We start from the raw sequence: 21,283 nt of genomic DNA, 5'->3' as shown, positions 1-21,283 counted from the left end.
TCAACTCTGTGCAGAAGTTTCCGACGAATTCGAACTGGGTCCTTCTCCGAGCAACTCAAGCGACGCAAAAAGCTGCAAAGCGTATTTCTTCGCAGCGCGATGGACCGAGTCGCGGGTACACAACAGTCCCCACCCTCCAGCAACAACAAGGTCGAATGCGACCAGCGCTGGAACCAAGTTCGCAGCAATCGGCACGACAGAAAAATACGCAAGCAGCGCCGTACCGATCGCCGCGAGTAAACTAATAGCGATAGCGACTCCGCGAGACGCGTACGTATTGCGCCAGAACCCGTAGGATATATTTTCTTCGAAGACCAGAGGAAATCTCGACTTGTCACGAGTCCGCTCACGCAACGCAGAGACCGCAGCGCTATAGCTTTCATCCGCCTCATCTGGCGCTGCGGCCTCCGCCGCGCTCGTAGGTAGCGCTATCGAGAAATGACGAAGAATTAGATCATGACGCCGTTGCACCGCCGTCGTAGTAGCATTAGCGCGCCACCGAAGCATAGTCTCCGTTGGCCTACCTCCCCAATCTGCAAAGAGAGCCTCCTCAACCCGCAAGCCACGGTCCCTGATAATTTGAGACGCTAGAAATGGCAGACAAAAGGCAGCTAAGGCCGCCACTTTTGTCCAGGTTTCGACTACCACCGGTACCGCCGCTACTCCCAGAATGATAATCGGGAGAACAACAAGAACCGCAGGTAGAAAGCGCGCTTTTCGGTTATAGCTGTCGGTTACTTGCTCTAGAATCGACATACTCACGAGGGACGACCTCAGCGCTCATGGCACGGAAGAGTGCCCAAATAGTATAGGCCGTCACAGATGTCTCGACCTTCGTCTTCCAGAAAGTTCACATCGTAGGCGTGATCAGCAACGTAGATGTGTACTTTACGGGTATCGGTCACGAACTGGATATCGCCACACGAGTTTTGGGTTAAGGTATTGTAATCGCGGTAGTAGTGGAGATGCTCCGACGGAGCTTCGCCTACTACGATGAGTCCCGGCTCCATCTTGTCGAGCCACGCCTTCGGTACTCGGCCGGACTTCCGCCCATGATGCGGAGCGAACAAGACGTCCACCTTCGGTATATCGACCGAGTCCTCGATTGATTCCATGAAGTCAGTTTCAAGGTCGCCCATCCACAGCGTACGCGGACCATCAATGACGGTGTGCTGCAAGATGCAGGAGATATTGTTCGGAGAGTCGCCATTCTCCGCACCGGCAAGAGCGACCATATATTCGTTATTTGCAGTATCAGGCCACAGAATCTGAAGACCTGATTCCTTCCTCTCCTCACTGCTCTTATTCATCCATCGACGGCTGCATCCTTTTTCGAGGTGGAATACCTTTTTGACATCGTCACGCAGCGAGCAGTAACGCTTAAAGTCTTCAGTCTCTACAGTTTTTATAGCTTTGTTTTCTACGCAATAGAAGTTGAGGATTCCGAGTGCGTTGTCTAGCTCGACTAGCCCTCCGATATGATCCTGGTCCGGATGAGTTGAGATAAATCGCGTAATATCGTCTTCGGAAATCCGAGATTCGATATCTGCCAAAATACTCCCGGCACGATCATCCGGCAGAGAGCAATCAATGATGCTGAAGTTCTTACTGTAGTGCCGAATGTAGTACATGTCACCGTTACCGACGGCAAAAGACTTGATAATTGGCATAATCTCACTTTCGGATAGTAAGACAACGACGGAAGAACTCCAAAACAACAGGATGACGCTACTGGTACATGTCAAGGGTAGGGTCGCAAGTGAGCCGCACATAGTGGTGTCGTTGCAAAATCCGCAGCTCAAGGCATTCAGATTCGCGAGGCCGCGAATTCGCTGCGCTGAATCCGAAGTGCCCAAATCCGGCGCAGTGCGGAGGGAATGTTAACGCGTGTCACGCGGTGGGTTCGGGTCGTTCCCGGGCGCTACGGTGTCCGAGTCGCGCACCCGCCCCCGACGGTCGTGGATGACGACCTCGCCACCACCCGTGTTGCCTACGATCTCACGAGCTCGCTCGATCGCATCAGACTGCCGATCGGTGTGACCACTGCGGCGCTGACCGCCGGGCTTGCTGATGTCCCACCCGCCCGCGGGATTCGGTGTGACGTGCCGTTCGTTGCGCTTTGCCATCGTCTCGCTCCTCGCTCGTTGAACTGGCGCCCGATTCGGGTGCCCGGGGCACGAGAGGAGGCTCACAGCCGGCCGCGCGGCATGCCGCAGCTAGCCCTAACTCTTGCTAGGCTGGTGACCTGCTCGGGCAAAGCAGTCACGTGGCCACGGAGCGGAGCCTCACCACAGGCACCGCCCGTGGTCTCGTGCGTTACTACAGTACTCCCGACGAATGACATGGTTCAGATTCGTGCCCTACCCAGGCTTGCGATGCCCCACCTGGGGTTATAGCCAATCTATCCACAGCCTGTGGATGATCCAGGGAACCGCGAGGTCTCCGCTCGTTTGTTCGATTCATCCCATGTGCATAATATGTTCATTAAGTAAATTTGTGACTTTGAACACTCTTGGCTTGACGGCGGCGAGTTCATGCGTTCAGCCGCAGAGTTAGGTCGCTCGGGCGGCTGATGAACCCGGTCAGCAGGGCGCTCAACTTTCTCGTAGGCAGGTCGGACTACGCTCCAGCACATCGTCTTGAGATTGGAAGGGCTTGCATTGGCGCGCAAAGTAACCGTTGAGCTGGTCGACGACTTCGATGGCAAGTCGGCCGCCGAAGAAACCGTCTCGTTCGCCTTGGAAGGTGTGCAGTACGAGATCGACCTCTCGACCGACAACGCCAAGCAGCTGCGAGCCTTCTTCGAACAGTGGTCGCCACATGCTCGGAAGGTGGGGCGGGCTCCGAAGTCGAAGAGCATCGCCCGTTCCTCCGGTGACCGCGAGAAGACTCAGGCAATCCGTGACTGGGCTCGGGCCAACGGAATGGAGGTGTCGAGTCGCGGTCGCGTTGCCGCCGAAGTCGTGGAGGCCTACACGCAAGCCACCGCCGGGCAGTAGGTGTTGGTTAGCCGGGTCGGCTCGGGGCATCGCTGAATCGAAGTATGAGAATCTACAGCGGCTCGCCAGGTCATCGAGGACGGCGGCTCGCCCCTCACTCGGCGGCGTGGCGGAATCTGTCGGTGCCTCCTCCTACAGTCGCGTCATTGGACCGGCGACTGCAGGAGGATCTTGTGGACCGTGTGACGATCAATCAGCAGGCACTGCGCGATCTCCAGAGGGACGTGGAGGCCAAGTTCTCGATGCAGGTGAACGTGCCCCTTGAGGGTTCAGAAGCAGACGCGGTAGTCGAGGTGCAGCGCCAGTACAAGGAGGCCAAAGGGATCGACCTGCCCGCCGACACTGCGCGGGAGGTCGTCCGGCAGGTACGGCCGCAAGGCTGAGTCTCGGGGTACCTCGGCAGTGTGGTGTTTATCCGGGGGCGTCACCAGGTTCAAGAACCCAGACGAAGCCGACGCCGCTCCTCGGCAGCGCCCAGCCGTCGAAGGCGACCCGGACCACCTTGCCTGGAACAGACTCGGGTGATCGCTCGATCGTCGCTCCGCGACTACTGGCGATGAAGTCGACAACGCTCACGCGCTCGATGGCGCAGTCGCCGTAGTCGAGTTCGACCGTGATGCCGCGGGTCGGCTGTTCGATGTCGGCGTAGAGGAGGTTGCCGCGCTGCTCGGTGACAGTGCGGTAGGTGTAGGCCATCCGGACTGGGCTGTTGGCGCCTTCGGATCCTGGGCCGAGATCGACGGTGTAGACCTGACCGTTCTTCCGAGTGACCCGGCGGATCGGCTGCTCACGGCCGTCGACGGTGAACTGAACAAGCTCGAACGCCTCCCGATCGGCGACGCGCACGCCCGGCTTCGGCGACAGGAACCATGCCGACGTCCCGGGGTCGTTCTGCAAGAGGTCGGTGTACTCCGCCCAGTCCGAAGTAACCGCGAAGCGCTTGGCTCTGCGCGCAGGGACGACGTTGTACTCCCACCGCACGCTGACGCTGAACAGTGCCGGTGCGCCCGCGGAGTCAGCAGGAAGCGGAGAGAGACGAATCTCGACCGAGACGTCGTGCCATCGTTCCGGCGCTTTCACCGCCTGGGCGCGGATGTCGTCGTACACCTCGGAGGCGAAGGTCTTATCGCCGAGCCGTAGCGCCAGGCTGTTGACGATGACATCGTCCAGCGTCTCGGGGCTGGAGACCCGGGCGAGGTCTTCGCGCCCGAAGGCGAAACCCTCAACGACGGCGTCCCGCATGGCAGGTGCAGAGTCCCGCAGCACGCGAGTGAGTCGCGCTGTATCGCGGCGATCACGATCGCGGCTGGTGACGTAGTCGATGCCGAGCCCGAGTACCCCGGCCACCAGGAGGGTGCCGCCAACTTCGCTCCACGGGAAGAAGGCGAGCCAGGCAACCCCGGGCAGGTGCGGAAGTTGTGCCTCGAAGATCATGAGCGCGACACCGATGACCGCCACAACGATCGCGGCGATGATGGTTTGGAGCTTGACGATGCGGTCTTGCGGGTCTTCCATATTCTGCTCTTATTGTAGCAGAACAAAATACTCGTGGACCGAAAGACGAAGAGCCGCAGCGGCTCCGATGTCCACGCCGCTGCGGCTCCCGTTCATGGCGGCCTACTTGCCGCTGCCGTCGCCACCCATGCTCCACCTCCCTTACTGGTCGCCGGCCGGTACCGCCCGCAACCGGTGCCAAATATCCTAAATTGGGATATTGAGTTTCGCAAGGTGCGGTTGACCTTGTGGAAAAGTCGATCTATTCGGCCGAGTACCAGCGCCTTTGCGCGTTTTTGCGGCAGCTGCGCCTGGAGGCTGGGCTGACTCAGGTGGAGGTCGCCCGGCGCCTCGACGTGCCGCAGTCGTTCGTCAGCAAGTACGAAACCGGCGAGCGACGACTGGATGTGATCGAGCTGCTGCACGTGGTGCGCGCCCTGGACACCAGGCTCAGGCAGATTGTCGACCAGATCGAAGACGAATAGCAGTGTGAGGTGACGAGGCCGAGGAGGGAGGCGTGCTTCACAATCGGGCAGGAGTGCGACGCCGACGACGCCGATCGGTGGTCGCTGCAGCTTCGAAGCGTCGAATCCGAGGCAACCGGGGTTCAGACCCCAGCCGCGCGGAGCTCCAGGAACTCCTTGACCTCTGGCACCTTGTAGAGCGGCTGCACGGCCTGAGCGACCTTCTCAATATCCGCGTCCAGGCGGGTCGAGGCCAACCCTTTGAACGTGTGCAGGTTCGCCGAGAGCAGCGCACACGAGGCAGCGACATCCCCGGCGGCGAGGTAGTTCTGCGCCAGGTGCACCTGCCAGTGCCAGTGCTCACGAGGCCAAGCAGTCGAGCTGTCGACCGCCGCGCGCAGGTGAGCATCCGCCTGCCGAAAGTCGCCCGCCCGCGTGAAGGCGAGGCCGATCAACCCGGTCAGTTCAGCCTCTGGAAGGTAGACCCATTCCGGGTCGTGACCGCGGGTGGAATCGTAGGCACGGTGCGCCCGGCTGACGGCACCAGCCATCGACGATGTGTCATTCACTGCACCCTGGGCCTCGGCCTCGCGAATTGCGCAAAGAGCGCGCAGTCTCGGGCCACCGTGTCTCGCCGCCGATCGCTGCGCCGCCTGGGTGAGATTGACGCCATCACGCGGCCGGTTGCCTTCGCGGAAGGCCACGATGCCAGCATTCAGCAGCGCATGGGCACCGGCGATCCCATCGCCCGCGGCAGTGGCGGACTGGGCGGCATCGGCGTAGTAGTGGCGCGCGTCGTCGATACGACCAGCGTCGTAGTGCACCCAGCCGGCAGCCGTCATCATCTCGGCGCCAGCGCTGGCAAGTGCCCGGCCGGTCTCCTCGGAGTAGGTGCCGCTGGCCAGCAGATGCTGGACGTAGCGCACCTCATTGGCGGCTGTCCGACACAACCGGTCGCCTCCGACGATCAGATCGAGCTCATGAATCTGATTCAGGCTGGCGTTGATCGCAGCGACATCGCTCGCGCCTACCCTTATGTCGGCTGGGGGCACGGCTTGGGCAGGTGAACCGGCACCAGCAGCGCCCGCGGCGCCGAGCGCTCCAGCTCTGAAGAAGTTGCGACGATCCACGTCCGCCTCCTCGTCCGACTCCACTACCAGGATAGACAGCGGAACATGCAGCGCGCGGGCTACACGACGTAGTACACGGACATCGTGTACCCCCGCGCCACCACGCTCCAGCTGCGAGATTGCAGGTTGGGTATAGCCGAGAATGGCACCGAGCTCGGTCTGCGTCATCCCGAGCGAACGGCGAACTCGGCGAATGACCTCACCGGTAATTATATGCATTCTGGTCACCCTGGTTTAGTTGAGGCTGCGCTCGGATGCGGGCAATCTCGACCTGAGAGTGCCATTGCGGGAGGGGGTTTCGCGCCCCTCGCCCGACCATATACCGCCGTCCTTATATTCCAGAACAACCGCCAATTCGGGCCCGTTTTCGGCCGTTCAGGCGGCTTACCGTCGGTTCCGCACCCGGTACCGGGCCGACGCCAAACAACCCCCGTTCGGCGCATTGGCCGCCAAGGTGGCAGGCCAGTGGCTACCGCCCCCGGTACCGGGTGCCCTTCCTCTGTTGAGGACACCGGAGAGGCACCCCCATGACGAACGCGGCTCGCAGCTCAGTGCTGCCACGCATGAGCGGTGACACACCCCGCTCGCGTTGTACCTACTACCAAAGCGTCTGCCAGCTGCCCGCGGTACTCGAACCTCCCACCGGCAGGATCTTCTTCACGACCGGCCGGTTGTGGGCGATCTCGATGCCTGCCGCACTGGGGCAAGGCGTCAAGATGCACTTGGATCGCCGCCACGGTGGCGGCGGGCCGATCATCTCGCACCCGCGCAGCCACACGTGGACGCTACTCACCCGAGCTGACGCGCCGATCCGGGTAGTACGCGACGAAGCGATGCTTCAGCACTACGGCGTTCGGATCCTGCGCGGTGGCCAGCGGATCGCACTGCCGTCGCCCGCGGATCGAGGAGCGCAGTTCCGGGGCTGGATCTTCCCGGCGCGCAGTACCTTCTGTCCGTCCGCATTGGTGGTGCTGGCATCGGTGCGTATGGAGCTGAGTGCGCGGGCGGTGTACCGATGAGCTTCTCTGCCACCTCGCCGCTACCGGATGAGCCCGATGTGCGGCTGTCTGTGGTCATGCACGGTACTCAGTTCGACTTCGCCGCCTGCCTGACGGCGGCACTGTTGTTCGTCCAGGAGCACCAGCAGCGGCACTACGTCGAGGCGGTCAACGTCGCCGCCTTCGGCGCCAACGAGTTGCCGCGATTGCCGAACGAGCGGCTGTACCTGGAGCCGTGACCATCGGCATCGCTTTCGCCTTCGAAAAGTTCTGTTCCTGTGGCCGATGCGTCTGCTACAGCGTTCGGTGGCGGGTAGCGTGCGACCAATCTGTGACCTGGCGAGCCGCAGCAATAGGTCGAAGACAACAAGCGTTCTGTCAGTCGCTGAGCTGACGCCAGCAGATCATCCCGGACCCGAAGCGAACTCCAGCGACAGGCTCTCCAAGCGATCCCGGTGAACAGGAATGCCCTGGAGCACCCGACGGTCATGCAATCGAGAGGAGCCTGGTGTGCCGGGCTGGCTGGTGCCGGTAAAGCAGCTCCTTCACTGCCCGCAACTGGTCAACCACCGTAAACAGCACTTCGAGACCCGGTGGTCCGCCTGCGTGGAACAACTGCGGTCAAACCCCAGCGGCCGTCGCTTTGCGATGACCCTGGTGTTGCGCAAGGCGCGGGCAGCTGAACAGCTCCACTATCACCGGGTTCGACACCGAGATCGCCGTGGTAGCAGCAGATTGCCGTTGCCGCACACCAGCACACGGCACAGCTTTAAGAGGCTAAACTGTGGTTCACGTCCTTACGATTTGACGGAGAGGCCCTAAATTGCCGTACGCGTGGATTTTCCGGAAGCCATCCACACTGAGCAATGAGGAGTTGAAATTGATAACTCCCAAGATCCACGACGTGTTTCGAGACGGGTTCACCATAGATGGCTGGAGTCCTGAGCGCATCGAGGCGACAGTGCGTCGCTCCCGCATCCTTGGCCTACTTGAGTCGTCCGATGGCACGATCAATGGCTACGCGCTCTATTCGGTGCCAACGGCCCGGCTCCATAGTCGCTCGTTGATGTGGGAGGAGAGTATCTGCGTCCGAAAATCAATGCAAGGCAATGGCTATGCTGGTGCGGCGCTAACCGAGGCACTCGCCGAGCTGCATGCTTGCGACATAGGATGGGTGGCTGGTCGAACTCAAAATCCAATCGTAATGCACCGCTACAGCACACTCGGAACTATCTATCCTTTCGAGGTGCCCTATAATAGCCCTAGAGGTCGAGCTGTGGCCGACTTCTTACAGGCAAACATAAATGGCGTTGCCACCGCTCGCTTCGAACGCCAGTCGGGAATCTGTCGTAGTGTCTACCGCGAACGAATCTTGGGGGACTACCCGTGGAACCCACAGGGACACTTCGAATCGCAACTCACCAGCCATGGTTTCCATAGGGAGAAGGGTGATGCGGTCGCAATCGTGGCCGAACTCCGAACGGCGCAACCGCAACCTGCACGGACCGTTGATTATCACGCCAACCCGGCGTCCGCCCCTTCGCTGTAATAGATCGACATAGGCGCCACCCATACGTCGGAAGCCCCAGCAGCGATCACCGCAGGCATCACGCGGGGAACCTGATCCTTGCGGATGGTGAGGCTTGTCGAAAACATGCCGCCATCGACGGGACCGCCCATATGAGAGATGCGGCCTTGATCACCAGCAATAGCTGCGAGGTCCAAGCGCTTACGCGCTAAGATATGTAGTTCGACGTAGTCGTGGGCTTTAAGGGCACTGCGTAGCAGATGGGTCAGACCATCCAGCTTAGCGCGCTTCCATTCGTCATCTTTGTAGACACGGCGATTGACGAAAAACTGATTCGACGACCTAAAGACTTCGGCAATTTCGCGTAGGTGGTTAGCGCGTAGCGATGCACCAGTTTCGGTACCTTCGATGATAGCGTCTGCAAAGTATTCAGCCTTGGCTTCCGTTGCACCCCAGGAGAACTCGGCAATAGCGTCAACTCTCTGCCGCGCGAGCCACATCTTTGAGATACGCATCAGTTCAGTCGAGATAGTGAACGGTTCGCCGTTGTTGCGTCGGTAGTCGCAGACCTTGCGAAGATCCTCGATGGTGTGGATCTCAGAGGCTTCCGGGACAGCGAGCACCCAGCGAACCGGGTTGTTAGTCTGGCGAGAAAACGGCAACTCCAACAGGACCTTGATGTGCTGAAGAACGTCTTGTTCAACGATCCAGTCGCGACCAGAAAGTCCGGCGTCGAGCCGACCGGACCGTACATATCCGGGAATTTCCTGAGGCTTGAGGAGGACCGGGACGATTTCAGGATCGTTCGAACTAAGCCACAGCGTCCGGGACTCTCCCTTGAATTGCAGACCAACGCGTTCGAACATGGCCATCGTTGATTCCTGCAGGCTCCCCTTCGGGATACCTAGACGAAGTTTGTTCTTCTCAGAGAACACGACTACTCAGCCCTTCTGAAGTGCGTAGCCTTCGGCAAATGAGGTTTACGTGCTTATGCTTCATTTTCTACTCTCTAAAGTTCATAGATTTCAGCGAGTCGACGACGAAAGCTCGTCAATCGTCTTTCGGATGTCAATGTCCTGGGCCGCCACCTGGCCGTAGAGCGCACCCTCTTTGCCGTAATATTTGGCCCATTCTTTGTCGCCGTACGAGAAGTGCCACCACTCGCCGTCGAATGGAGCAAAGCCGGCTGCCATCATGGCGCGACGCAGCAGTTGCCGATTTTCCCACGCCTCGCGCGAAATGAAAGGAGAAAACGTGAATGCATCGCGAGTCGAATAGTCCCACACTTTGGTGCCCATGCCGACCGGCTCTCCATCACGCAGGATATGCACGTCGACGGCCCCGCCTGTCGGGTGGCCGGCGACGTCCGGCACCGCAATCTGTCGGTGAGCCGCTGCAAGCAACTCTTGCTCGTCGTCGTACTCAGCCGCCAGGGAACTACGGGCTTCTTGGAACAGCTCTTCTTGTACCTCCAAGGCGCGGTAGCCGTAAACCAGCTCCAGTTGCAGGTGCTTGTCCAGCGTCTTCAACTCTTGGCCGGCCCAGTAGAGCTTGTCGGCGACAGCGCTGCGCAACATGATCTCGTTGCCAGTGTATTGAATAGAATCGCGACTCATCGGATTGACGCCGAGAACTGTCGATGGCTGCACAGGCACAAAGCCCACTTCATCTTCTTCGGGGATGACAGGGATATCCATGTAATCCCTGTAACTGAGCATCTTCTGCTCTAGCAGTTGGTATATATCTTTCTTACTCATACTCATGACAGTTGAACCTCTCCGTCAAACATTACTTTTACTGGACCGGCGATGGCCGACGATCCGACGCCCGAAGCGGCATATGTTGCCCTAGTGGCGATAGTTTCGCCGGATGGCTGGACGACGTTCAGCGATATGTCTTTCCTCGCCGCTTCTGCGAGCGCGATGCCGATGGCACTCGTACCGCTGCCGCAGGCAGTCTCATCGAACACTGTGTTGACGTCTCGAACCCATACACTGAAGTCTGCGGCGCTGGTGTCCGGGTCATAGTAAGATACGCCGACCGCTGGCATCTTGTTGAGGTCGTACGCTCCTTGGGCGAGCAGCTGGGTCAGCAGTTCGCGGGGAGTCAGTCGGCCCCTGGAAAGAGGGCCGGTTACGACCAGGTGGGTGATCCCCTCCAGCTCGACCAGCGTCCCTTCGTCTACCGATCGCGTTGCACTACTACCACTTGGCAAGGGCATATCGAGCTCGACAGTTCCAGCGTGGACTTCGAACCGCAACACACGGGCGACCCCGGAAACCTCGATTGAGCCTGCGTAGTCCTGGTCACCGATGATCGACCAGATGACGCTACGGGCAGCGTTGCCGCAGAACTCTCCGCCGAACATCTCCATACGGCCGATGGCGCTCGGGTCGTGGTCGGGGGTTGTCACGAAGCAGCACTGCTCGACCCCAGGCAGTTCGGGATACTGTTCGCCCAGGGCGCGGATCAGCCGGGTATTCAGATCCTCTCGGTCAGCGCCGAGCAGCTGGTCAAAGACCACCGCAGTCGCGTTGCCGCCCGGATAGGCGACTACGACGCGGCGCAACCGGTCAGCGGGTTCGATGTTCATCTGCTCATTCTTCCGGCAGACCAGGTAGGCCCGCTCGTCGACTGCCACTCTGCCGTCCGTCCGCAGGTGTGCTGCTGCCTGTGTGGGGGGTACGTCGACAAAGCCCTCCGAGCGGTACAGTCCGCGTGCGACAACATTCTTGGCAGTAGTTCGGATCTCGTGCCAGTCAGCTTGCCGAGCCTGATTGGTTTGCTGCAGGGCACGCAGCATCAGACGGCCGATGCCTTGCTGCTGGAACGCGGGGAGCACAGCCATTTCTTCGATGAAATAGCCAGCACCCTGCGGGTAACCACCGGACAGGGCAACGACCCGGCCGTCGAGCGAACCGAGGATGAGGTCGCCACCCTTGCTAAACAGGTAATCCAGCGCCTCGCGGGCGGCCGTCTCGCTGAACTCCTCACGGTACGGCTCTGCTCGGAACGCCTGGCGGTAGACCTCAATGGCCTCGGCGAATGTGTCCGGATGGAGGCCGTCGAGATCGGTGACGCTTGTGTAGGTCAGCGCGGCAGGTATCAGCCGCTGGGCATCAGATGTCATTGCTTCAAGTCTCCATTTAGTGTTAGCCAAAAGAACAAAACGCCAGCCGATGCTGGCGTCTTCGTTCGGCCTGGAGACCGTAGGGAAGCGGCTAGCCAGCAGCGCCTGGCGACAGATGGTGATGATGGACAACCTGAACGACAAAAAAACCGCGGTCGAAGGCGGCACTCAGAGTCTCATCTACACTACTGCTGGCATTTGACATAACTTTGCCAGTTTATCATCTGTCACTCAGGGTGTCAAGCGGCAATTTGATACCAGATTCCTCCTTTCGCCTTGGGCGCACCAAAAATAGTGCCAGTCAGCATTCGGTTTCCCCGGTGGCCCGCGTAGCGTCTATCCTCTGGGGCGAGCGTACCGAGCGGCCTGGCTGAACGCGTCGCGAAAGAAAACATTCCGCCGAGTCTGAAGTTGTGATCAACCAAGCCGCCGTTTGGTATCTGCAACCGGCAGTGGCGGCGAAGTTCCATGCGACAGCGGCGTGACTGTCGGTCGTTCGTCGGGTCGCGGATAAGATGAGCTTGACGCCAAAGACATGATGAATGATATTTAGTGAAGGAGAAAGTATGACAGCCCCAACATCTATTAGCGGTTTTCCAGAGTACACCCCAGAAGAACAACTTGCTTTCAACCGGCTGCTCGACATCATCCGACAGGGATACGAGCGCTTTGGCTTCTCGGCAATCGAGACCCCTGCCGTCGAGCGTCAGGAAGTGCTGCTCGCAAAGGCGGGTAGCGAAAATGAAAAGCAAATCTATTCGCTTGCTCGGCTGGCGGCCAACGAAGAAGAAGACGATTCGACCGGGCTGGCGCTGCACTTCGACCTGACGGTGCCCCTCGCGCGGTATGTCGCGACTCGGCAGGACCAGTTGACTTTCCCGTTCCGCCGTTACCAGATCCAGAAGGTATGGCGTGGTGAGCGCCCGCAGTCGGGCCGCTTCCGTGAGTTTTACCAATGCGATATCGACATCATCGGCAACGAACAGCTCAGTTTGTTCGCTGACGCGGAAATTCCCAGCGTGATTTATCATGTCTTTTCGGCCATGGATATCGGACGCTTCAAAATCAGGGTGAGCAACCGCAAGGTCCTTCAAGGTTTTCTGGAAGTCCTCGGCGTTGGCTCGGAAGAGCAGTCGCGCGCAGCGCTGCAAATTGTTGACTCGCTCGAAAAGATCGGAGTCAACAGGGTCATGACTGAACTTGGGGCCGATACCGATCTAGATGCCGCCGGGATACGACGCTTGATCGAGTTTGTCACGTACGACGGCGATACAGATGCCCTCCTCGCCTACCTGGACAGCGTGCAGTCGACGCAGGACAGCGACGGTACCGGTACGGCCGGCCTCAAGCTGAAGGAGGGCGTCGAAGAGCTGAAGACCGTCGTTGTATCAGTGCGAGCGCTCGGAGTTCCGGACGACTTCTTTGCCGTCGATCTGAGAATCGCCCGCGGCTTGGACTACTACACAGGCACGGTCTATGAGACGGTCCTTGTTGATCACCCCAGCCTCGGCAGCATCTGCTCGGGTGGACGTTACGATAATTTGGCAAGCCACTTCACCAACAAGCAGTTGCCGGGCGTCGGCATCTCGATTGGATTGACCCGCCTGTTCTCACGGTTGGTCCAGGCTGGGATCGTGGCCACCAGCAGGTCGACACCGTCGCAAGTCATGGTGGCGGCGATGAACGAGACCCGCATGGCTGACTACTTTGGCATTGCCAACGAGCTGCGAACCGCCGGAATCAACACCGAGGTCTATATCGACAACAAGCGTCTGGGCGGACAGCTGAAGTATGCCTCCCGCAAAGGCTTCGACATCGCCGTTATCGCCGGTGACGATGAACTCGCCAAAGGCACGCTGACCGTCAAGGATCTGCAGTCGGGTAGCCAACGAGAGATCGCCCGAGCAGACCTCCTGACTACCGTCCAATCCATCCTGTCGACCGAGTAACGATGTCAACCCGGGCCGTCCAGGACAGTTACACGAATTCGTGTCTCGTGCGACTTTCTTGGACAAGGGCCTCGAAATCGTCAGGAGAGAGGTAGCGCCGATACAGCGGATCATGCTGCAGTTCCCGAGTCGTGCGTTCGCGAAAAGCCGCTTCCAAATAGATCATTCTCCGGAAGAAGCGGCCGTGAATCCAGTGGCGCGTGATGTCGAGTGTTTCGTCTGACGCAAGTGCTCTGAGTGCGTTTGTATTGACTAGGCGGTTCGTATCCAAAAGCCGGAGATCTCCGGCCCGGTCGATGACTAGGTTGCGGAAGCGGTCGTCAAAGATGTCGGGCAGGAGAGTCGGCCGCCGCTGAGCGTTCTCTACAAGCGTCCGCGTGATGGCGATGAACTGATCGAGCTGAGCCGCGGTGCCGTGGCGGAGCTGCGTGCGCCGGATGCGACCCAGCGGCAGCATGACGTCAGTATGGACCCACCGCTTGACCACCACAGCTTCGGAGATGTGGTGATTTAGACTCCGCACGAACAGCCGCTGCCACGGGATGAGTTGGGGCAGAGCGTCATACACCTTGCGGAGGTAGTCGTATTCAAGCCGCACTTTGTGCGGCGTCAGCTCTGGGCAATTGAGCGTGAACAACTGGATGCAGTAGCGGCTGCTGTGGCGGCGGAAGACTTGGCTGTGTTCCCCGTCACCGATCAGTGTGTAAGCCGATGGTGGAGGCTTACGAAGCTGCGGCATCGACATCGCCCCCCACTGCTCCCGAAAACAGCACCAGATCTTCTTCTGCCACGACGGCATCCACGCCCAGCCGAGCAGCACAGCGCAGCGCCTGATCGGCCGTCTCGACAATCGGTTCGCCGGGACCGTTGAAGGACGTGTTAAGCAGCACTGGCGGATGGCCCCGCTTCACTAGCTCGTCAAGCACATCGGCGATAAATCTCTCATCCTCTCGCATTAGTTGCTGTGGTCGGGTCGTACCGTCAACATGCCGAACCGCGGGGATCGTGCCTTCGCCGCTGTCAGTGAGCGTCGTGGCTCCGATCATGTAGCGCTCCAAGAACCCGGTGGGCTTCCACAAGTCGCTCGGGCCATGGGTGACTGGCCCGAACGGCCTCCAGCCCTCACGCCGTTTGACCCGATTCATGTGGTCGCGCATATCGACATGTACGGGGGAGGCCAGTAGAGACCGATGGCACAGCGCCCGCGGCCCCACTTCGCTCCGGCCTCGGCATATGCCCACGACCGCACCGCGCAGCAGCAGCTCGGCAACGGAGTCGACATCGAGTGGCTGGCTGGCGCCAATCTCGCGGCCAGCCTCCGCGTTGCCGGGGGCACCGCCAGTGAACGGAGACAACAGCTGTGCCGTTCGTGGCGGCACCAGAGACCACGCTGCCCCGAGCGCCACTCCCGCATCGTGCGGAACCGGGGGGACGTAGACCGGTTGTGGCAGCAGGCCGTTGGCGGCGCAGTTGAGTCCGACGCCGCCGGCCAGGCACAGTGATTCCGTGTTGGCGAGAGCCCGTGCTCGATCGGTCAGCCACCGCATGACGTGCTCGGTCGTTCGCTGGACCGCTGTTGCCACCCTTACCGCGGTCCCGTCCATGTGTAGCTCCGCGGCTCGATGACGTGGCCCGGATGCACCGGCATAGTCCGAGATGCGCTTACGCCAGCGTGGCCGGGTGGATTCGTAGTCGGCGCGGGCATCGTCGCCGAGCGCCGAAATCAACTGGTCTCCAAGAGGGACGATCCACCCAGGGTCGTCTAGGTCGAGATCGGCACCGTACGCGGCGAGCCCCATCGTTTTGCCCGCGCCCCGCTTGCCCAAGCCGAGCCAGTCGCTGGCCGCCTCATAGAGATGACCCAGGCTGTGGATTTGCGGCCAGCGTTCCAGTCTGATTAACGGCTGCCCGCGCTGAGCCCGGTAGATCGAGGTCGACTCATCCTCGCCGTTGCCGTCCACCACCGCGACCGCCGCTTCCTCGAAGTCACTGCCGTAGAAAGCTGAGACCGCGTGGGCAAGGTGGTGTGGCACGAAATACACGTCGGGCAGGCGCGAGCGTTGGATGCCCAATGCGGCCAGTAGTTCTCGCGGACTGTCGAATGCCCACCGGCCATCGCCGAGGCGGTGGTGGCGCGGTTCGTTCCAGCCAACCGCGACAGCATCAATCTCGCCGGGGTCGATGGCTGCCAACTGCAAGCATCTGGCGACGGCGAAGATCGGAAACCGGACGTTCGGTGCGTGCCGGATTCTCGACAGCCGTTCCTCTTCGATGAAGGCCAGTATCTCGCCGCGGCCGTCGACCACACAGGCCGCCGCGTCGTGATAGGTGTAGCTTCCGGCGTTGACACCCAGGATGTACGTCATCTCGTAATCCCCCTCTCGATTGTCCCCACGGTCTGACTGCGAATCACTGCCTCGTAGCCATCGACCATTGCGTCAAGTGTGAATCTGCGGGCACTGGCCCGGCCTGCGCTACCGATCCTGTCGTGCAGGTCCGGATCGCGTAATAGCCGGCGAAGCGCAGTTGCCAGTGCTGCCGGATGATCGGGAGGTATAAGAAGACCGGAGACGCTATCGGTGATGTATTCCAAGGGACCACCGTGAGCCGTGGCCACCACCGGCACCCCAGCCAGCATGGCTTCGATATTTGCGTAGCCGAACGGCTCTGGTTCCCGCGACGGCAGCACAGCGACATGCGCCGCCGCATAGCATGCTGCCACCTCGTCCTGCGTGAGCTGATCGAGCAAGAAGACAGTATCGGTCAAGTGGAGTCCGGAAATCAGCTGCCGCAGTTCGGAGTCGTATCCCATCGACCGAGAATCCTGTAACCCGGCGCCATTGATAACCACGCAGCTGTTGTCAAAATCACCCGCCGAAACTAATTGAGTCACGGCGTGAATGAGATCGACATGCCCCTTCCATGGCACACGACGTGCTGACATCAGGACGATCTTCTTGTCGGAAGGTACTCGATTGCGTTGGCGCACGACCGAAAATGTGTCTTCGCTGCGCATACGCTGGATACGCCGCGAAAACGGTTCGATGTCCATGCCGTTGACCACCTTGCGCACGCGCTCGGCTGGCACACCGGCCTCGCAGAGTGCCGTCCGCACAGACTCCGACACGGCAATCAGCGACAGTTGCGAACGTCGGGTGGCCATCACACGCCGGGCCAAGTAGCGAAAGCGACCGAGCGAACCAGCGCTATCATGGATTACCCCTGTCATCCGGAGGCGAGAGTCCAATAGCCCCAGCTCGATAGCCTTGAGGACGGCAATCAGCGGATTGATGTTCTGCAGCAGCAGATTGCAGGTCTCGGCCGCATTCACGCACGAGGCATACTGCCGCGCCAGCGACGCCCACACGGGGTTGCGCTGGTCTTCGACGCTGTCCTCGTAGAACTGGCGGACCAGCTCCGCGTCCTTGTGGTTCGAGCTCCCTGCCATGAGCTGCGGCATGTGCGTCGCCACCCGGTAAAGTCCGACCGTCGCTCCCTCCGGCGTCCGCAGCTGGCCGAGCTGTTCTAGTCGCTGACCGCCGGTAATTGTGACGGAAAATCGGGTCCGAGGGTGACAACGTGCCAACCCGCCGAGTAGCTGATGAGTATGGCCAACCAATCCTGATTCTCTGGTGGGCCACGGTGCCGACGCCCCGCTCAGCGTGCCACGGATATCGTAGGTGCTAATCATCAAGGAATGAGGGAATGACGACCCCACCACTCGGACCTCCTGGATTTATCATTGTGAATCTGGCGGGCGATGCAGCGATCCACGCCCGTCCTTGATCGCTAGACACAGCGCGTAGTAACCCCGATCATCGGTCCACCACGAGTGCAGGCCCAGCCCTGCTTGTGCTAGTTCATCTGCCATCTGTTGGCGAGTAAACTTTGCCGATATTTCGGTACGGATGTATTCGCCCGCACGGAACGACACCTCAAGCTCGGCGCGGTCGATCCGCACAGTGTGTGATTTGTTGGCATAAAGCCGCATCTCGATCCAGCTCGGATCGTCTTCCCACGTAGCGGCATGATCGAAATTGGCGAGGTTGAAATCCGCCTGCAGCTCGTTGTTGATAACCGACAGCACGTTCTTGTTGAACCGGGCGGTCACCCCTGCGCTATCGTCGTAGGCGGGAATAAGCACATCGGGAGATTTCCTCAAGTCAACACCTACCAAAACGCAACCGCCCTCGTTGAGAAGATGCGCCATCTCCCTGAGTAAGGCAATGCGCTTTTTCGGCATTAGGTTGCCGAGCGATGCGCCCAGGAACGCGATCAACGTCGGGTCAGCAAATGCCGGCAGTTGGCCAAGTTGGGTTTCGTAGTCAGCGACAATCGTGGACACGGCGACGTGGGACTTCCCGAGCATAGAACGGATAGCGTCGCTCAGCCAGCCGTCCGAAAAGTCAATCGGAACGTATGAGCGTAAACCTGCCGAAATAAGCGGCAGCAGGAATAACTCAGCTTTGGCACCCGAACCTGGTCCTAGCTCGACGACCGTGTGCGGCTGCGCAATCGAGGCCAACTCACTGGCATGTGCGACAAGCAATTCACTTTCGATGCGCGTTGGATAGTACTCGGGGAGCCTAGTGATGAGGTCGAAAAGCTCGCTGCCATGTTTGTCGTAGAGCCATTTGGATGGCAACCACCGCTGCGTCGCCGTCAGTCCCGTAACCACATCTGCACGGAACTGTTCTTTTACGTAACGGTCGCTAATCAAAACAGTGGTAGTCATAGCACCCTGCCAGGTTCGAGAAGAAGTTTGGAAAAGACCCCCGCCTGAGAGATTATACGGCGAAGACCACCGCATCTGCCCGGTCATTTCGACGTTCGGGTGCCCACCCGCATGACAGCTAACCGGTAGCGTCAAGAGTTGCCAACGAGAATTCGGATCAATCTCAAGGAGAACCCTAGGCGCCGTGCGTGAAGCAACGTCGAATGTTCGACTTGAGTAGACATCCGGCTAACTTTCCGGCGGCTTAAAACATACTTTACGGTTTTTAGTGATTGCCGTAGTCGTGCAGCATGTTCAGTCGTGGCAGTACTCTGGGTTGTGGACGACGAGTTATGGGCAGTGATCGAACCGCTACTCCCGATCAAGCCAGCCGGAACACCCGGACCGGCGCGGATGGACGACCGGCTGGTGTTCCAGGGGATCCTGTTCGTGCTGTTCACCGGCATCGGGTGGGAGGACCTACCGCAGGAACTCGGGTTCGGGTCCGGGATGACCTGCTGGCGGCGGGTCCGGGACTGGACCGAGGCCGGGGTCTTCGACCGCATGCACCAGGCGATGCTCGACCACTGCAACGCCGCCGGGCTCATCGACTTCGACCGCGTCATCGCCGACGCCTCCCACATCAGAGCGAAAAAAGGGGCGCCGAGACCGGCCCGAGCCCGGTCGACCGGCGCAAGACCGGCTCGAAACACCACACCCTGACCTGCGGCAACGGGCTACCACTCGTCATCACGATCTCAGCAGCCAACCTCAACGACCACCTGGCACTGCCCGCCCTGCTCGACGGCCTCCGCCCACTACGCGGCAGACCAGGACCACCGCGGCGCAAGCTGCGGGCCCTCATCGCAGACAAAGGCTACGACTACCCCCGCGTCCGCCAAGAGCTGCGCGAGCGCGGCATCACCGCCCACATCCCGCGCCGCGGCACATCCGACAACGTCACCCCGGCCCGCTGGGTCGTCGAGCAGACTCTCGCCCTGCTCCACCAGTTCCGCCGGTTGGCGATCCGCTGGGAACGCCGGACCGACATCCACAGCGGATTCCTGTCCCTGGCGGCCGCGCTCATCTGCTGGCGACGCCTCAGCAACAGAACCCGTTAGGAGCTCTTAGCTGCAACGACACAATATGTCGGACTCCTCTCCCCTTGGGCCTCGATTCTGCTGATGTAGCCGTCTAGCGATGTATGATATGCGAATTAGAACAAATGAAGAGGGCCGAACTGCGAATCGCAATGCGGCCCTGCCCCTTCATTCCACGCCAGCTGCCAGCTGATCTTCGAGATCGTTCATCGCCGAGAAGTAGTCCTCGGCCAGATCGAGCCGTTCGGCATGCTCCTCCAGGCGGTACCCGAAGCAGACGATCGTTTTCACGAAGCTCATTGACACGCAACAGATTCCGACGAAAACCAGCAGTCGCAGCAGAGGCCACAAGTCGTCCCACAACAGTAGGAGGACCAAGCACTTGGCCACGAAGAGTGCCGGTTCGCAGGCTGCATGAATGAATACGCCCAGCCAGCTGTAGCGCCAGTCTTCACGGCGCTGGTTGAAGGAACGGATGATCGCCGCCATTTTGACCTCCGAAGGCGAATACCTGACTAGAGTTCAGGGGTCGCGACGGGAATGCCGACGACCTCAACATCTACTGCTTTAAGTAGGTGCTGAGGTACTATTATTGTATCATATTTTGTATTAACAGTCAATACTCACAGCACTATCGCAGCCAATGAGACTTGCTCGAATGATGCACCAGGCTCCGACGAGTAGAGGCCGTAATATACGCCATTTTCCATAGATAACCCGCCAATTTGAGATTTGAAGTATCCCGGATCTTCAACCCATTTGACGGTTTTCAGTAAGCCATCTTCTGAAAATATCCAGTCAACGGCCACGATCGGTGAAGGCTGGATTCCACATCGGAATATCGGATTCTTGGGGGTCTCTTCATTCACCGCAAAGACCATCTCGTAAGTATTCACTTCTGGGGCCGATATTAGAATTCCCGTCATAGACAAACATGACGTTCCGTCGTGCAAGATTACTTCGTACGGCCATGGCGCCGCTCCTGGAGGAACTGGATTATGTTCAGGAAGTTCCACAGCTGGCGCACGCCATTTCGTATACTTCTTTTCAGAGCCCAAACTTGGGCACGCTACCGCCCCTTGCTGGACAGCAAAACATGGATCCAGCTTTATGCGCGTAGCACCATCGGGGCCAGGAACGAGACATAGATAGGCGTCTGACCGGTTAGTAGCCGGAGAGTTCCCACAAAATGCTTCTCCCGGCGTGCTTTCATAGGGAACATCGAAGAATCTGCTCCCCGCCACATAAATTACATTGGTATGGCCAGGCGCTGGAGCTTTCGAGTCTCGAACGATTACTGCGACGATGGAAGCAACTGCAGCGAGAACGGTCAAAAGCCCAACAAAGACAGCCCACTTGGGAGAGCGCGCTATCTTCCGCGCTGAACGATCGAGCCTTCGATTTAATTTTTTCCACCAGCGACTCCAAGCAGAGGCGTTCGCCCGAGTAGATTCACTCCTGTGACTCTTTCTTGAACTGTCCTCGCCGCCAGGACTTTCAGAACTTCCCGCCGTGCTTTGCGCCAGCATTTCTTCACAATACTCTCTGATCGAAGCCGCCAGCTTCTGTATCAAAGGGTTTTCTTTGTGCCGCCTGAACCCATCTGCGGTCAAAAATAGAGACCGAGCCGCTTTCTCTCGACGGTGCGTCAACGAGGTTCGGCGAACCTCAGGCCGAATTCCAAATAGTAGGCTAAGCGCGTCCCGCTCTCCATCGTTATCAAAACGCTCGATACCCGACGATATTACGTTTTCTAGCTCCTTACCGGTCGTCTTTG

22 protein-coding genes are annotated in these 21,283 nt (G+C 59.6%); 8 read left to right on the top strand and 14 right to left on the bottom strand.

The features are described from left to right. From AB0H71_RS16655 to AB0H71_RS16645, 3 genes are all read right to left on the bottom strand, one after another. Positions 1-762, bottom strand: a complete 762-nt coding sequence (locus tag AB0H71_RS16655; protein WP_357021006.1) for a hypothetical protein — start codon at positions 760-762, stop codon at positions 1-3. Between the two features lie 11 nt (positions 763-773). Then, entirely contained in the window at positions 774-1,670 is an 897-nt protein-coding gene (locus AB0H71_RS16650) for an MBL fold metallo-hydrolase (protein ID WP_357021004.1), read from the bottom strand. Positions 1,671-1,880: 210 nt separating this feature from the next. After that, the gene (locus tag AB0H71_RS16645; RefSeq protein ID WP_357021001.1) at positions 1,881-2,126 is read right to left on the bottom strand and encodes a DUF2188 domain-containing protein; all 246 of its coding nucleotides are present in this window, start codon (positions 2,124-2,126) and stop codon (positions 1,881-1,883) included. Between the two features lie 534 nt (positions 2,127-2,660). On the opposite strand from AB0H71_RS16645, the gene AB0H71_RS16640 reads away from it, so the two are divergent. Beyond that, positions 2,661-2,999, top strand: coding sequence for an Lsr2 family protein (locus AB0H71_RS16640; RefSeq protein ID WP_357021941.1), 339 nt, complete (start codon positions 2,661-2,663; stop codon positions 2,997-2,999). Between the two features lie 146 nt (positions 3,000-3,145). Further along, complete coding sequence (locus AB0H71_RS16635) at positions 3,146-3,382, top strand: hypothetical protein (protein ID WP_357020998.1); 237 nt, start codon at positions 3,146-3,148, stop codon at positions 3,380-3,382. A gap of 28 nt (positions 3,383-3,410) precedes the next feature. Here AB0H71_RS16635 and AB0H71_RS16630 read toward each other — a convergent pair whose 3' ends face one another. Next, entirely contained in the window at positions 3,411-4,514 is a 1,104-nt protein-coding gene (locus tag AB0H71_RS16630) for a hypothetical protein (protein WP_357020995.1), read from the bottom strand. 227 nt (positions 4,515-4,741) lie between these two features. Between AB0H71_RS16630 and AB0H71_RS16625 the strand changes: the two genes are divergently transcribed. Continuing rightward, on the top strand, positions 4,742-4,978 hold the full coding sequence (locus AB0H71_RS16625; protein WP_357020992.1) for a helix-turn-helix transcriptional regulator: 237 nt from the start codon (positions 4,742-4,744) through the stop codon (positions 4,976-4,978). Positions 4,979-5,100: 122 nt separating this feature from the next. On the opposite strand, the gene AB0H71_RS16620 is transcribed toward AB0H71_RS16625, so the two are convergent. Next, positions 5,101-6,306, bottom strand: a complete 1,206-nt coding sequence (locus AB0H71_RS16620) for a helix-turn-helix transcriptional regulator (RefSeq protein ID WP_357020989.1) — start codon at positions 6,304-6,306, stop codon at positions 5,101-5,103. A 308-nt stretch (positions 6,307-6,614) separates the two neighbouring features. Here AB0H71_RS16620 and AB0H71_RS16615 point away from each other — a divergent pair, with 308 nt between their 5' ends. The 3 genes from AB0H71_RS16615 (at position 6,615) to AB0H71_RS16605 (ending at position 8,634) form a co-directional block, all read left to right on the top strand. Next, on the top strand, positions 6,615-7,106 hold the full coding sequence (locus AB0H71_RS16615) for a DNA-directed RNA polymerase subunit beta (protein WP_357020986.1): 492 nt from the start codon (positions 6,615-6,617) through the stop codon (positions 7,104-7,106). Between the two features lie 38 nt (positions 7,107-7,144). Further along, positions 7,145-7,324, top strand: a complete 180-nt coding sequence (locus AB0H71_RS16610) for a hypothetical protein (protein ID WP_357020983.1) — start codon at positions 7,145-7,147, stop codon at positions 7,322-7,324. A 665-nt stretch (positions 7,325-7,989) separates the two neighbouring features. After that, entirely contained in the window at positions 7,990-8,634 is a 645-nt protein-coding gene (locus tag AB0H71_RS16605) for a GNAT family N-acetyltransferase (RefSeq protein ID WP_357021937.1), read from the top strand. Here the strand turns inward: AB0H71_RS16605 and hisG are convergent. The 3 genes from hisG to AB0H71_RS16590 form a co-directional block, all read right to left on the bottom strand. Beyond that, positions 8,601-9,548: an ATP phosphoribosyltransferase gene (gene hisG, locus AB0H71_RS16600; RefSeq protein ID WP_357020980.1), complete on the bottom strand. Its 948-nt coding sequence runs from the start codon at positions 9,546-9,548 to the stop codon at positions 8,601-8,603. The genes AB0H71_RS16605 and hisG overlap by 34 nt on opposite strands. 90 nt (positions 9,549-9,638) lie before the next feature. Continuing rightward, the gene (locus AB0H71_RS16595) at positions 9,639-10,370 is read right to left on the bottom strand and encodes a M15 family metallopeptidase (RefSeq protein ID WP_357020976.1); all 732 of its coding nucleotides are present in this window, start codon (positions 10,368-10,370) and stop codon (positions 9,639-9,641) included. A 2-nt stretch (positions 10,371-10,372) separates the two neighbouring features. Continuing rightward, positions 10,373-11,875, bottom strand: coding sequence for a GNAT family N-acetyltransferase (locus tag AB0H71_RS16590; protein ID WP_357020973.1), 1,503 nt, complete (start codon positions 11,873-11,875; stop codon positions 10,373-10,375). 434 nt (positions 11,876-12,309) lie between these two features. Between AB0H71_RS16590 and hisS the strand changes: the two genes are divergently transcribed. Continuing rightward, the gene (gene hisS / locus AB0H71_RS16585) at positions 12,310-13,692 is read left to right on the top strand and encodes a histidine--tRNA ligase (protein ID WP_357020970.1); all 1,383 of its coding nucleotides are present in this window, start codon (positions 12,310-12,312) and stop codon (positions 13,690-13,692) included. 28 nt (positions 13,693-13,720) lie between these two features. On the opposite strand, the gene AB0H71_RS16580 is transcribed toward hisS, so the two are convergent. The 4 genes from AB0H71_RS16580 to egtD all read right to left on the bottom strand — a co-directional run bounded on the left by AB0H71_RS16580 (position 13,721) and on the right by egtD (position 18,427). Then, positions 13,721-14,437 carry a hypothetical protein gene (locus AB0H71_RS16580; RefSeq protein ID WP_357020967.1) on the bottom strand — a complete coding sequence of 239 codons (717 nt, stop codon included), beginning with the start codon at positions 14,435-14,437 and terminating at the stop codon, positions 13,721-13,723. Then, positions 14,415-16,058, bottom strand: coding sequence for a carbamoyltransferase C-terminal domain-containing protein (locus tag AB0H71_RS16575; protein WP_357020964.1), 1,644 nt, complete (start codon positions 16,056-16,058; stop codon positions 14,415-14,417). Before AB0H71_RS16575 ends, AB0H71_RS16580 begins: the two co-directional genes overlap by 23 nt. After that, entirely contained in the window at positions 16,055-17,152 is a 1,098-nt protein-coding gene (locus AB0H71_RS16570) for a glycosyltransferase family 4 protein (RefSeq protein ID WP_357020961.1), read from the bottom strand. The genes AB0H71_RS16575 and AB0H71_RS16570 overlap by 4 nt, the downstream gene beginning before the upstream one ends. A gap of 279 nt (positions 17,153-17,431) precedes the next feature. Continuing rightward, positions 17,432-18,427 carry an L-histidine N(alpha)-methyltransferase gene (gene egtD, locus AB0H71_RS16565; protein ID WP_357020958.1) on the bottom strand — a complete coding sequence of 332 codons (996 nt, stop codon included), beginning with the start codon at positions 18,425-18,427 and terminating at the stop codon, positions 17,432-17,434. A 300-nt stretch (positions 18,428-18,727) separates the two neighbouring features. Between egtD and AB0H71_RS16560 the strand changes: the two genes are divergently transcribed. Continuing rightward, positions 18,728-19,527 (top strand): IS5 family transposase gene (locus AB0H71_RS16560; RefSeq protein ID WP_357020955.1). Its coding sequence is split into 2 segments (ribosomal slippage): positions 18,728-19,058 and positions 19,058-19,527, totalling 801 coding nucleotides; the frame shifts between segments, so codons are not numbered across the junction. 147 nt (positions 19,528-19,674) lie between these two features. Here the strand turns inward: AB0H71_RS16560 and AB0H71_RS16555 are convergent. Beyond that, positions 19,675-19,995, bottom strand: a complete 321-nt coding sequence (locus AB0H71_RS16555) for a hypothetical protein (protein ID WP_357020952.1) — start codon at positions 19,993-19,995, stop codon at positions 19,675-19,677. Between the two features lie 134 nt (positions 19,996-20,129). Continuing rightward, positions 20,130-21,080, bottom strand: coding sequence for a hypothetical protein (locus AB0H71_RS16550; protein WP_357020949.1), 951 nt, complete (start codon positions 21,078-21,080; stop codon positions 20,130-20,132). Positions 21,081-21,283 lie beyond the last annotated feature (203 nt).

The sequence above is a fragment of the Nocardia sp. NPDC050697 genome, from assembly GCF_040654395.1.
In the GTDB taxonomy this organism is placed as follows: domain Bacteria; phylum Actinomycetota; class Actinomycetes; order Mycobacteriales; family Mycobacteriaceae; genus Nocardia.
The sequence above is the reverse complement of the archived record's forward strand: the minus strand, read 5'-3'. Positions and strand labels throughout refer to the sequence as shown.